10 protein-coding genes are annotated in these 14062 nt (G+C 38.0%); 2 read left to right on the top strand and 8 right to left on the bottom strand.

Annotation, left to right across the window (positions count from 1 at the left end):
* Positions 1-53 precede the first annotated feature (53 nt).
* Entirely contained in the window at positions 54-1253 is a 1200-nt protein-coding gene (locus tag ABR854_RS22800; RefSeq protein WP_350268163.1) for an acetyl-CoA C-acetyltransferase, read from the bottom strand.
* Between the two features lie 188 nt (positions 1254-1441).
* On the opposite strand from ABR854_RS22800, the gene ABR854_RS22795 reads away from it, so the two are divergent.
* Complete coding sequence (locus tag ABR854_RS22795) at positions 1442-2632, top strand: MDR family MFS transporter (RefSeq protein WP_350268162.1); 1191 nt, start codon at positions 1442-1444, stop codon at positions 2630-2632.
* Between the two features lie 17 nt (positions 2633-2649).
* Here ABR854_RS22795 and ABR854_RS22790 read toward each other — a convergent pair whose 3' ends face one another.
* The 7 genes from ABR854_RS22790 to ABR854_RS22760 form a co-directional block, all read right to left on the bottom strand.
* Positions 2650-3480 (bottom strand): tetratricopeptide repeat protein, encoded by an 831-nt coding sequence (locus ABR854_RS22790; protein WP_350268161.1) that lies wholly within the window; start codon positions 3478-3480, stop codon positions 2650-2652.
* 216 nt (positions 3481-3696) lie between these two features.
* Entirely contained in the window at positions 3697-5082 is a 1386-nt protein-coding gene (locus ABR854_RS22785; protein ID WP_350268160.1) for a DEAD/DEAH box helicase, read from the bottom strand.
* 44 nt (positions 5083-5126) lie between these two features.
* Positions 5127-7106 (bottom strand): hypothetical protein, encoded by a 1980-nt coding sequence (locus tag ABR854_RS22780; RefSeq protein ID WP_350268159.1) that lies wholly within the window; start codon positions 7104-7106, stop codon positions 5127-5129.
* A 148-nt stretch (positions 7107-7254) separates the two neighbouring features.
* Positions 7255-7800: a YqgE/AlgH family protein gene (locus ABR854_RS22775; RefSeq protein WP_350268158.1), complete on the bottom strand. Its 546-nt coding sequence runs from the start codon at positions 7798-7800 to the stop codon at positions 7255-7257.
* A gap of 124 nt (positions 7801-7924) precedes the next feature.
* The gene (locus ABR854_RS22770; RefSeq protein ID WP_350268157.1) at positions 7925-8983 is read right to left on the bottom strand and encodes a hypothetical protein; all 1059 of its coding nucleotides are present in this window, start codon (positions 8981-8983) and stop codon (positions 7925-7927) included.
* A 299-nt stretch (positions 8984-9282) separates the two neighbouring features.
* Complete coding sequence (locus ABR854_RS22765) at positions 9283-10446, bottom strand: MFS transporter (RefSeq protein ID WP_350268156.1); 1164 nt, start codon at positions 10444-10446, stop codon at positions 9283-9285.
* Between the two features lie 168 nt (positions 10447-10614).
* Positions 10615-11274 (bottom strand): HAD family hydrolase, encoded by a 660-nt coding sequence (locus ABR854_RS22760; RefSeq protein WP_350268155.1) that lies wholly within the window; start codon positions 11272-11274, stop codon positions 10615-10617.
* Positions 11275-11483: 209 nt separating this feature from the next.
* Here ABR854_RS22760 and ABR854_RS22755 point away from each other — a divergent pair, with 209 nt between their 5' ends.
* Positions 11484-14012, top strand: coding sequence for a T9SS type A sorting domain-containing protein (locus ABR854_RS22755; protein WP_350268154.1), 2529 nt, complete (start codon positions 11484-11486; stop codon positions 14010-14012).
* Positions 14013-14062 lie beyond the last annotated feature (50 nt).

The following is a 14062-nucleotide window of genomic DNA, read 5'->3' as shown; positions in this document are numbered from 1 at the left end:
TCGCTTCTCAAGGCAGTTTGTTTTATGGGTCTGACCTTCGGTGCAGACCTTTTTTAAACTCTCTCAAAAATCGTAGCGATTCCCATTCCGCCACCGATACAAAGCGTTACCAGTCCCGTAGATTTATTTGAGCGTTCGAGTTCATCAATTAAAGTGCTTGATAAAATCGCTCCCGTTGCACCCAGCGGATGCCCCAAAGCAATAGCTCCACCATTGACATTTACCTTTGAGTGGTCAACACCAAAATGCTCCATAAACAACATCGGAACGGCCGCAAATGCTTCATTTACTTCAAATAAATCAATATCACCAATATTCATTCCTGCTTTTTTCAAAATCTTTTCGGTGGCAGGTACTGGGCCAGTGAGCATGATTGTTGGCTCCGAACCCACAATCGCAAAAGCCTTGATTTTAGCTCGAGGTTTCAGTCCGAGTTTATCGCCAATTGCTTTATTTCCTATCAACAAAGCCCCAGCACCATCGGTCAACTGCGAAGAATTTCCTGCATGATGCACGTGGTTGATATTTACTAAGTCATTGTATTTCAACAAAGCCAACGCATCAAGCCCCATGCCGCCCATCATCTCGAAAGCTGGTTTTAATTTACCCAAAGACTCAAGCGTTGTATCTGGGCGAATGCCTTCGTCACGGTCAAGTACCGTAATACCAATTTCATCTTTTACTGGCACAATTGATTTATAGCGGCTACCCGCTTGAGCTGCTACTGCTCTTCGCACCGATTCTACGGCAAAAGTATCAACGTCATTGCGAGAATACCCATATTTTGTAGCAATCAAATCGGCCGAAATGCCTTGCGGAACAATTTTATGCTGAGAAATTATCTGTGGATTCATCATCAAAGCTCCACCATCCGAACCCATAGGTACTCTCGACATCGACTCGACACCGCCAGCGACCAACATATCTACTTGTCCTGACATCACATAAGCCGCTGCCATATTGATTGCCTCCAAACCCGACGAACAGAAACGATTGACTTGAACGCCCGCCACACTTTGAGCATAACCCGCCGCCAAAACTGCCGTGCGAGCAATATCGGCCCCTTGCTCACCGATTGGCGAAACACAACCCATAATTACATCATCGATATAACTTGTATCAAGGTCGTGGCGTTCTTTTATTGCCTTCAAAACCGTTGCGAGAAGGTCAACAGGTTGGATTTCGTGCAGAGAACCGTCCGATTTTCCACGGCCACGTGGCGTGCGAACGGCATCATAAATATATGCTTCCATTTGTAAGATTTAATGTAATGGTGAATAGAAAATAGTATGCAAGCATACTTTATCTGGCAAAACTAATCAATAGTTTGGTTTGATGCAAATGCTTAAAAAGCTAATTTTACAGGAAATAGTGTGAATGTTCTCAACTCGAATAAAGAAATAATAAAGGTCAAATTTTGCATTATATTCTATATTAAAATATGCTTTCACTTTATCGTAATGCTTTTGGTGGTTTATCTCGGCAAGTTTGGTTGTTGGCATTAGTGATGCTCATCAATCGAAGTGGCGGAATGGTTGTGGCCTTTTTAACCCTCTATCTAACTCAAAAACTGGGTTTTAGCATTACTGATGCGGGTTTTGTGATGGTGATATTTGGGGTTGGCTCCATCTGTGGGACTTTTCTTGGCGGAAAGTTGACCGACTTAATTGGTTATTTTCCTGTACAATTATTTAGTCTAATGTTGGGCGGAATCATGTTTTTATTGCTTTCTCAAACCCAAAACTATTATGTTATTTGTACGTTGGTTTTCTTTTTGAGTGCTTTTGGTGAAGCCTATCGCCCCGCCAATACTGCTTCGATTGCTGATTTCAGTACACCCGAAACTTTCACTCGCTCGGTTTCTCTGATTCGTTTAGCCATAAATATTGGTTGGTCGATTGGGCCTGCCATTGGTGGTTTTTTGGCTTCAAGAGATTATACTTTATTGTTTTGGGCTGATGGACTAACGAATATAGGAGCGGCAACCTTGGTATTTTTCTTTTTGAGAAGTTCTCGACAGAAAAGAGCTGATATTAAGGCAAATAAAGTGGAAATTGACCCAAAAGATTCGGCTTACCGTGACCGAAAATATTGGATTTTTCTACTACTGACAACCATGTATGCGGTTGCTTTTTTCCAGCTTTTTACGATTGGACCAGTTTTCTACAAACAAGTTTGTGCGTTATCAGAAATACAAATTGGTTATATTTTGGGGCTAAATGGGTTGATTGTTGCCTTAGTGGAAATGATATTGATTTATAAAATTGAAGGAAAGTTCGAGAAGCTTTATTTGATAAGTTTTGGAGCAAGTCTGGTGGTAGTCAATTATATAATCTTCTTGTTTTCGCATAGCTACGTTTGGCTGATTATCGGAATTTTGTTTGCTACTTTTTCCGAAATCTTCGCCATGCCATTTATGAACGCCTTTAGTATCGAACGCTCAAAACCTCATAATCGTGGGCAGTATTCGGCATTGCATTCTATGACATGGTCAATTGCTCAAATTTCAGCACCCTTGATTGGTACTCAGACTATTGCCCATTTTGGATTTGATGTTCTTTGGTACATTTTAGGGTCATTTGGTGTTATTTCGGCAGCGGGATTTGTTTGGTTGAAGACCATAAAGAATTAATTGTGCTAAAGAAACTCTTAATTTTTCTTCTTAAAAATACCTCTTGGGTCTTCTTTTTTGGCTAAAAGTCCTTCGAGAATCTCAACGCTTGCATTGTCAGGGTCAAGTTCATAGCCTTGATGAAAACGCTCCCAAGCTTCGTCGATTTCGTTATTGAGTAGTTTGGCCAAAGATAGCTGCATGAGTGCATTGGCAGAATCTGGCTGCTTCGTTAGTGCCTTCGTGAGTAACTCAAATGCCTTTTTTAAATCTTCCTTTTCGGCATCAACCGTAAAGCATTTGATATAAACCGTAGAAAGGTCAACGATGAGCGTTACGTTATCATCATCTTCAATTTCAAGCCCACGATTCATTAAATCAATGGCTTGAGCATATTTTTCGTTTTGATAGGCAATTACCCCTAAACCCCAGTAAACATCAGAATTTTCATCGTCAAGTAAATATGCTAAATTGAAGCGATACGTTGCCGTATCTTTTTCTCCTTCACCCAAATATTCCCATGCACGAGTTGCAAAAAACTCACTGGCTTCGCTTCGGGTTTTGAAATTCAAATCACAAGCTTTCAAAAACTCTTCATCAACTGCTTTTTGGGCATCGGTTTTCTCGAATTCTCCAAAAAGTGGCAAAAGATGAATATTTACGCCTTTGGGAGCCAATTTCTTCTTTACTACTTGTGTTTGGGTATCCTGAGCAGGCACAAACGACTTCGTATTTGAGGAATTCGATAAGGTTTTGCTTGGTGTTGAAAAGCTATTAAGATTGGCACTCTGCGAGCGAAAAACAGCTTGTTGGGCTATTATATCGGCAGAAATGAAGATACATAAACTCGATAATAATAAAAATCTCATTAGCAATTTTTGACAGATACATCACAGATATAACGACATCTGTTGTAAATTTATTAGCTTTTCTCTTAAAATTTAACAGGATTTGAAAAGTTTTTTTGAGCGAAAATGCTTAATTCTTTTCAAATACTTTCTTGCTGAATTTTATAAACAAATGATTTCTAATATTGTTTACAAAAACAATGCCCGATAAGATTTTATATATCGAGCATTTGTAATTTATCTCTTAGAACCTTTATTGCTTTTTGAGAAACCATATTTTTTACCACTCGAAGACGAACTTTTTGGAGAAGAACCTCTCACACTTTTACCCGAACTCATGTTTTTTTTCTTAGCCGCTGCTGCTTTTGGATTCTTCTTTTCGTGGAAGGCTCCTTTAAAATTCGGATCCTCTTTTTTGCGTTGATTGTCAATTTCGAGCAACATTGCTTGGTTTTCATCAAATGGTGTCGGAGCGATTTCAACATCGAGAGGAATCAACTCACGAGGAATCTCCATACGAATGATTTTCTCAATTTTCTTGATGTGATACTCTTCGGGAGGAGTCAAAAACGTAATGGCTTCGCCCACATTATTTGCTCGCCCCGTACGGCCAATACGATGCACATAATCTTCGTAGATTAATGGCACATCAAAATTGATTACGTGTGTAACATGCTCAATATCAATGCCTCTGGCTGCTACATCGGTAGCCACTAAAACCTTTACGGCATCTTCTCGAAACGCATCCATTGAGTTTATACGAGTATTTTGCCCTTTGTTGGCATGTATCACTCGAATTTCTCCTTTCGGAACAACCGAGCCTTTGAGAGCCTCGAAAACTTTATCAGCAATATCTTTTGAGCGAGTAAAAATAATCGTTTTTTGTATTTCACCAGTCTTGAAAAGATACTCCAAAATATTGATTTTGGTTTGCATATTTGGTACTGTGAACATTCGTTGCTTGATAGTTTCGGCAGTTGTTGCTTGTGGCGATACCTCTACTCTGGTCGGAAATTCTAAGAATTCGTACGAAAACCTTTCTACTTTTTCGGGAAAAGTAGCCGAAAACAGCAAATTTTGTCGTTTTGTAGGAATAACCTCCAAAATACTGCGAATCTGTGGCATAAAACCCATATCCATCATTTTGTCGGCTTCGTCCAGAATCATAATTTTGATGTCTTTTACTCCAATATCGCCACGCAAATACAAATCCATGAATCGACCAGGAGTCGAAACAATAATGTCAACACCCGCCTGAATGGCTTCGATTTGAGTTTTAGGGCCAAGACCGCCATAGAGTGCAACATGACGAATATCGGTATATTTTGCCAATTCGCCCACTGCTTTATCAATCTGAATCACCAACTCACGAGTGGGTGCGAAAATCAAGCAGCGAGGTAATTTGCCTTGTGCATATTTTACTTTCATCAAAATTGGCAAAAGATATGCGGCTGTTTTGCCTGTACCCGTTTGAGCGATTCCTAAAACATCATGCCCTTGTAACGTTAAGGGGATGGTTTTCTGCTGAATCGGTGTAGGTATTGTATAACCAGCGTCTGCTACTGCATTCAATAACTGACGATTAAGCTCAAATTGCTCAAATGTATTTTCTATTTCTTCCATAGGCCCCTCCCTGCCCTCCCCGACAGGGAGGGTTCACTTATAATTTAATTGGTAATTTTTAATTCTTTAAATGTTCCTTCAAAACTTTCATCAAAACCCGAAGTGTATTTTGCCCAAAAACGAATTTTTGTAACTCTCTGATTATCAACACCCTTATTCAAGAAAAAGTTACACGCTTCGGCTTGGGTAGTTACTTTTTGATTGATAAAGACTCCGCCACGCAAGATTTTATCTATTACTCGGAAGTTTTCTTGACGGCCGTTTTCGTAAGTGACCAAGCAATATAAATAAGGTGGTTGAAAAAATAACCTTGCCAATTTTCCTTTGGTGCTGTAATTAATTTTTGCCGAAAAACGAATCGGATTTATTGATTTTGGTAGCTGAATATCTTCGTTTAGTTTAAATTTAATAGTTGATAAGTCGTTGTATGTCAGACCTTTAAGTACCTTATTCCTCTGGAATAGATAAAACGTATCTTGCTGAATTATGGTCGTATCGGTCAGTGTGTAATTTCTTAAAAGAGCTTCGCTTAAATCGGTTTCTACCCAAAATGGATTTTGCTCTCGGAATGCTTCGGTGCGAAACAGCACAAATTTGGGAGCTGTTTCTGACAGATATTTCTCGCCATTTTTTTTCATCAACCAATCGCTATTGGCTTGATAAGATTGTATGATTGGCCGAGGATTATAATTTAGCTGATTGAAATAAATATGCGAAATCTGATGCGGAACGATGTCGATACTGGCTTTTCCGACTTTAGCTATTAAGTCATTTGGTAATTTAACTGGAGAGTTTTTAAAATTATCATCGTATTCGTAAGTAACCAATCTTTTTAGGTAATTTACAGGGCTTTTCTGTTCCAAAATTTCAAATAAATCTTTTCCTGAAAAACCTTTCTCTGAAATTTTCTTGGAAATACTCGTTGGCGGATAAGTCAGTAAATAACCTTTGAGTGTCTTTTCTCCAATATAAAAACGAATCAACTGAGTAGCAAGTAATTGTAGGCACAAAACAGCTACGAACATTCGCCCAGCCCAAATTTTATACGAATTTTCGGTAAATAAATAAATCAAAGCGGCCAATGGAGGCATCAATAAGAAAAACCCGAAAATATTATAAGCACCAACAGCCGTATGGGCTTGTTTGAAACCCAAAAACCAAGCAAGGGCAAGGAGCAAATATAAGTAAACACCCTCAAAATTATTCTGAAAAATTGAGCGGAAAGTCTTGAAAATATATACCAAAACCACCAAAACAATCAATGCCTCGAAAAAAAGTAAAGAAAGCAATTCTTTAGTATTCAGAAGCATGGCAGCCATTGCGTCTTGGTAAGCATCAATAATTTTTAGACTGGCTTCAAGATACGCTGGAATATCTACGTGCAAAATAAACGAAAGTGCATAAGTCAATAAAATTTGGGCAACCCAACAAACAATGATTGTACGGAATGTAAAAGCTTTAATTAACCAAAAATATAACAACGAAGCCGCAAAAAGACCATAAACGATAATACTTAGATTGACTTTTATGTAGAAAATCAGCACCGAGAGCAACACTGCAAGCAATAAAGCAGCCGAATTACGAGTGCGAAGTGCATAAAGCAACCAAAACAAAAAGAAATAGAAAAAAGTAAAAGAAGTGTCAGAAATAAAGCCCCAAGGCATTAAAATCAACAACGATGAAACTGCCACAATCCACCAGTTTTTACCTGCCTTCTGAAAACAAAATTTAATAATAATAATGTAATTGAGTAGCGTAAAAACTTCGGCTGCAACCAACACCCAGATCGGGACACTTTGGGGTAGAAGTCCAGTATTGAGATAACCCAATGGGCCATAATTAAAGATAAAATCATGCCCAAAAACAAAGCCTTTATCAATCGCCATCACGAGCGACTCGTGCCATGAAGCATCAATATTGAACCCCGCATAACCCGCTGGCAACGATAATGAGAAATAAATAATACAAAAGAAAAGTAAAAATAAAGTCTGCCGATTAAAGAAGCTTGTCGGTACTGATTGCATTGATTATAATAAATAAGACGTGAGACAATAGACACGAGATATGAGAAAAGGCATTCTTCTTTTGTCTATTGTCTAATATCTTTTGTCTAAATATCTGCAAAAATAGCTTAAATAACCGCCAAAAACTGGCTTTTGAAGATAAATATTTCTAATTCAGCCGTGGGTCGGTTGGGTAATTTGATAAAACTTTGTATTGTCCACCCATGCGTTTCAGTACTTCACGCCAAAAACTTTTGCTTGGAGTTTCAAAAATCAAGCTCGCGTCGGTATCGGATACGATCCAAGAATTTTGCTTTAGTTCACCTTCTAATTGCCCACCCGACCAGCCCGAATAGCCAATAAAAAGTCGAATATCGTTTTCGGTAATTTTGCCAATATTCATCAAAGTCTTTACTTGGTCGAAGTCACCCGACCAAAAAATGCCATTCCCAATATCAATTGCACCTTCAATTACATCACCTAAACGATGAATAAAATGTAAAGTATTCTGCTCAACTGGCCCACCCAGATAAAGCGGCAGATCGCCATAAACATTTTCCATCACATCATCCAGTTTCAAGTTTGTCAATTGGTTCAGTACCAACCCAAAAGCCCCTTGTTCGTTATACTCACAGAGCAAAACCACACTTCGTTCAAAGTTTTTATCTCCTAAAAATGGTTCAGCTATTAATATTTTCCCTTTCGACAATGCCATAGAAACGCTAAATTTTTGAGCAAAATAGTGGATAATTATCAAATATTCTACAAAAAACAAAGGTTGCTCACAAAAAATGTAAGCAACCTTTTGATATTTTATAGGATAGTATTCGGTATGAATATTACTTCTTCAAAATCAATTTTTGAGTCAATGGCTTATTGCCCACTCTTTGTACACGTACTGCTAATTCAGTAGCTGGAAGATTTTCTGGTAGTTGATACGCTCTGCGTAAATCTTTTACTAAACCTTCTTTATGCATGATTGTTGAACCATCTTGGTTTGTTACATCTACCGTGATTTGCTCATTTTCGTTCATTCCACCTAATTTCAAGAAATATTCTCCCTCAGTTGGGTTAGGATAAACACCAATCTCAGCTTTAATATTACGGCTTCTTGCAAGGGTAAATAAAGTACCACTTGACAAATCAGTTGAGGCAGAAAGCTTTGAATCTTCCAAAACATCCCAAGTACCTCTTTTCAAGTAAGCTACATCTTCTAAGCCAAATTGACCATTTACAGAAACTTGTGCCGAAGCTTTCACTGATTCTGATTTCAAAGTCCAATATTCATTTTCATTAATTGTCTCAACATTTTCTGAAACTTGACCAGAAATATTCAATGGGCTTTTGTATAAATATGTTGCAGAAAGTGTTTGGTTTTCTGAACTGCGAGCAACTTTAAAAGAACGGAAGTTAGTACCATCGCCCAACGGGAATTCAAAAGCTTCACTACCTTCTTTTTTTACTACACCTCTTACGTGTGAGAAATCAGAAGCTCCATTATGTTTTGCATCTACTGAAAATACTAATGGGTTTATTGATGAAGATTCAATTACACCACGACGAAATGAAATAGTTTCATTTATACGAAGTGGAGTTTCGAGTTTCACATCATTATCCAACATTAGTTGGCTGAATGAAAGCTCGTTTTTACTTTTAATAAGTTGAGTTCCGTTACCATCAAAAACGGCTACACCTGTTGATTGAACCGAGCTAAGGTTTTCTAAATTTTTTTGGAAATGAACTTTACCGTTATTAGTAATTTTGCCTTCATTTACTACATCGGTATTGAAGCTCACAACTGCACCCTCGCTTACGTAGAAGTCTGTACTATTGACAAACTGTGCATTAACATGGCCAGCCAATAAGCAGACGCCAAGTAAGTAGATGATTTTTTTCATATATTAATACGTTTATCTTGTTTTCCTGATATAAAGGTAAATACTTGTTTTAATAAGAAAAAACTTTCTTACTAAATTTTATTTAATGGTCAACAACGTCTTTATGAGTGGTTGTTGAGGATTTTATTAAGAATTTTCCGATGCTTTCTGTAGTAAAACTAAGCAATTATCATTCCATACACAGGCATTTGGCTATAATTCTGTTGAATAATAGCCTTTATAAACAATATTTTTTTATTTAATGGTAAATAAAAAATTGGCATGTGGTTGTTAGGAAGATTGAACTGTTTTTGAAAAGCTTAATACAATTTTACTCGATTTACCAAAAACGCCCAAACAAGAGCTAAAATTGCCACTATCGAAAATGCAAAAGAAAGACTAACGCTTTTTGAGATAAATCCAATCAAAACTGGACCCGCCAGAAAACCGCCCATGCTGAAAGTATTCATGGTGGCCAAACCTGCACCTTTGGCCATACCTGGCACACGAGCCGCACTACCATATAATATAGGAGCTCCGCAAGATACACCCGCACCTACGAGCGTAAAACCCAAAATGGCCGTGATGGTGTAAGGAAAGATAATGGCCAACGTAATTCCCAAAGCGGCGATGATTCCGCCTGTGCGAAGAACAGCATTACCTCCAAAACGAGGAATGAGAGCATCGCCCACGAAACGCCCCAACGACATAAACATTGAATAACCAGCCAAACCCCAACCAATGAAATAATCATCGGTCTGAACGATGTCTCGCATATAAACAGCAGTCCAGTCAGCCATTGTGCCTTCGGTTACGTTGGTGCAAAGGCTTATCAGAATCATTAATAATAAAGCTCCTTTCGGGAGAATAAACTTTGCTTGACCACTTTCTTCTTCAGTAATTTTTTCTTCGTGAATACTCAGAATCGTTGGACGAAGTAATAAAACTAAGGTTGTAATTATAATAGCAATTACGCACATTTGGTAGGTTGGCTCAATTTTCATTCCACGCAAAATACTGGCGGCGATTGAGCCAAACATCAGCCCCGCACTGAACATTCCGTGACAAGTTGACATAATATTGATGCCGTACTGATGCTCAAGGCTCGTTACGCAGGTGTTCATGGCCACATTCGTAACCGAAAGGCACATTCCTACAATTATTAGACTAAAAGAAGTAAGAGGCAACCAACTTGCACCAACTGGGCAAACGAATGTAGTAGCCAGTAAAATCAGCCCAATAATAGTTGTATTGAGCATTCCGAAGCGATTGATGAAAAATGTCGAAAACGGATTCATGGCCGTTGCTCCGATAGGAAAACTTAGCAATAATAAACCCAACTGGGCATCGTTTAAGTCAAATTTTTGTTTGATGTAAGGAATTAGTGTTGCCCAGTTTCCAAATAAAAATCCTACCGAAATAAAAACCATTCCAATGGCCAACCCCTGTCGGTGGGTAAAAAAAGTACGTAAGTGAGTAAGCATTATAAACAATATTGTAGCACAAGTTTCTAACTTGTCAGTTGAAGCGATTATGTTATGGTGTTCTTTTGGGGTATTAAGCTATGGCACGCCGATAAGACGGATATTTCATAACGCTGATTTCCACAGATTTTTGTTTAACCTGCGGAAAACATAAACAACCTATAAAATCTATCCTATGATTTCTTTGATTTTCTGATAGGTAAGTCCTTCGTAATTGACAATATAATCATCGCAAACTGGCAATTCTTCCTTTTTATATGTCGAAAGTACTCCCACAACTTTTGCCCCTGCGGCTTTTCCTGCGGTTACTCCTGAAAATGAATCTTCAAAAACTACGCATCTTTCGGGCGAAATATCTAAGTTTGAGGCCGATTTTAGGTAAACTTCTGGATTGGGTTTGTGTGTACTTACGTCTTCGCTGGCGAGTAATGACTGCATTTTATCTCGTAAAGGCAATTTACTCAGAATCATTTCCATATTCAGATAAGGTGCTGAAGTTGCGATGCCCGTTTTAACGCCATTGGCTTTTAGGTCTTCGATAAACTCGATTAAACCAGCAATTGGCTTTACATGAGCTTCGTAGATTTCACGAAAAAGAGCTTCTTTCTCAAACTCCATACGGTCGAATTCTTCGCCAACGATTTCTCTTTTGAAAAAATGCTTCAGAATATAACTATTGCTTTTACCATACATGTGAGCAATAAATTCTTCTTCACTTGATGCGATTCCGTGTTTATCAAGATATGCTTTCCAAGCAAGTGAGTGATAAGGGTTTGTGTCGCAGATGACACCGTCCATATCAAAAATAACTGCGAAAGATGTTTCCAATTTTCTTTGGGGAGGTTTAAGTTTTATTTTGCAAAAATACAGTATTTCGGAGCGTATTTTTATCTTTTGATTTGCTAAAAATAGTACTGGATTGATAAAAGTTAATGGAAAGTAGTTATTTTTGCTTTAAATTGCCATCATTCACATTTTCCTTTCTTCTTTCGATGCCCCACAAATCTTTGATTAAATTCGACAAAAAACTACTGTTTATGCTGTTTTTTACAGTATTCGGTGTTGAGGTTTTGGCTCAAATAAGTGTTTCTTTCCCTACCAATCGTATTGTTTTTCAGCGAAATAACGACAATATCGGTTTTATAAATATTGTTGGCAATTACTCAGAAGAAATTGATAAAGTCGAAGCGAAGCTTACGCCAATCGTTGCAGGGCAGGGCGTAGAGACAGATTGGACTTTGGTGCAGGATAAACCGAAGGCTGGCTATTTTTCAGGAAAAATACAAGGACAAGGAGGTTGGTATAAACTTGATGTGAGAGCCATCAGAAACAGTAGCACAGTCAAGACCATAAGTATTGAAAAAGTAGGAATTGGTGAGGTTTTTATCGCTTTGGGGCAGTCAAATGCCCAAGGAATACCTAATTATGGGGCAAAAGGAGCAACCGATGACAGAGTAAATGCCATTAATTTTCAGAATAGTAATGTGTTAGACCCGCTTCCCGAAAATCTTAATTTTGTACAACTAAGCGAAAACGTAAACATTGCTCCTCAAGGCGATGGCCCGTGGTGCTACGGAGAATTGGGCGATAGGCTCGTGCGAAGACTAAATGTGCCAGTGGCGTTTTTCAATGAAGGACTTTTGTTGGTTTCGGTTATTAATTGGCGAGAAAGTGCCGAAGGAAAACCAACTTTCAATTTCGTTTTAGACGTTGGCGGACGTTTTCAGTTACCGAATGGCTTGCCTTACATAAACCTCAAAAATACCCTACAATATTATGGTGCTTTAATGGGCGTTCGGTCGCTACTTTGGATTCAAGGCGAAACCGATAATTCGCCAAATAGGCTTTCGGCTGATGCTTATTCTACTAACCTTCAACGTGTGATTGATATTTCAAGAAATGATTTCGACGAAAACCTTACTTGGATGGTAGCTCGAACTTCGGTTACCTACTTAGCTCCATCGAACCCTGAAGTCATTGGCGGACAAAATCAAGTAATCAATACAGCGGGGAATAATGTTTTTGCGGGGCCATTCACTGATAATCTGCAAATTCCACGCATTGATAATGTACATTTTCAGAATGTTCCTGGTAATATGGGTATTTCGCTTTTAGCCGAAAACTGGGATAAATCACTGGACGATAATTTTTTCAGAAATTCCCGACCAATTTTGGCAAAATCAATCATCGAACCCGAAATCAACTGCGATGCCAATAACAGAGTCATTATCAAGCTTCCCGAAGGATTAAGAAGTTATGAATGGTCAAATAGTGCTAAAACTAACCAAATCACAGTCGATAAAGGCACTTTTTCGGTAGCGGTAAAAGACCTTAGAGGCAATAAATTACTCGTTCCGAGTATCAATACCAACTTGATTTATCCTTCACAAAAACCAGTAATTACGGCCGATAAAAGTTTGGAATTTTGCACTGATGGCTCCAACAAAGTTGAACTAACAGCCAATATTTCGGGAGCAAAATCATATATTTGGGGTTCGGGAGAAAGCACGCAGAAAATCTCTGTTGGTAATACTGGTGAGTTTACGGTAAGAGCGAAAAACGAATTTGGTTGCGTTTCGGAGGTTTCAGACAAAGTATCTGTGAAAGCAAATCCGCTTCCTTTACAACCTAAAATCACGGTCTCGCCAGCCAGTAGCGTTTGTGAGGGTGAAAGTATTACACTTTCAACAGATATAACTCAAAATGTCATTTGGAGCGATAATAGCACTTCACCAAATATAAAGTTAAGCCGTATTGGAGTTTATGAATTATCAGCAAAAACAAAGAGCGATGCAGGATGCTTCTCAACAATTTCTGATAAAGTTTTAGTTGAGATAAAACCGACTCCCGTTGCTCCCAAGGTTAATATTTTACCTGCAAATAATATATGCAGAGGCGATACCATCAAACTTTCGGTCGATAATAATAAAGTACTTTGGAGTAATAATGATACTACCAAACTATTGAAATTAACAGAAATAGGTACTTACCAACTTTCTGTAAAGATAAATGATAATTTTGGTTGTGTTTCTCCCTCAACAGTACTGCCAACTTTAAGCATAAACCCATCTCCCCAACAACCAACAATTATCCAAACAGGTCTTTTTAACTTAACCACTTCGAGTTCAGATTTGATTACCAACGACCAGTTTGAATGGAAAAAAGATCAGGTAATTTTCTCAAGAACGACAACTCAGAATCTGAAAGTTTCTCAAGATGGAAATTATCAAGTTTCAACAATCAGAACTTATCAAGCACCTAATAATCAAACCATTAACTGTTCTTCTATTGCATCAAATGTACTTATTTTTAAAGCAGCAAAGAGCCTTATTTCGGTATATCCTAACCCTGCCAATGACATAATATATATTGATTCGAAAGAAAATATCAAGAATGTAGAAGTGAGTATTTATAATATTTTAGGAAAACAAGTTTTAAAATTTAGAGCTAATGATACCTCCGAGCGAATAGAAACCGACTTAAAGAGCTTAGAAAAAGGTTCTTACATCATCAGAATCAAAGGTGATGGCATCGAAGATTCATCTCGCTTAATTATCCAAAAATAACGAAACTATATTACCCCAAAATTGGTTAAATTAGTTCGAGCTATTCTTTA

Source organism: Emticicia sp. W12TSBA100-4 (assembly GCF_040253585.1).
In the GTDB taxonomy this organism is placed as follows: domain Bacteria; phylum Bacteroidota; class Bacteroidia; order Cytophagales; family Spirosomataceae; genus Emticicia.
This window is presented reverse-complemented; position numbering and strand designations above follow the sequence as displayed.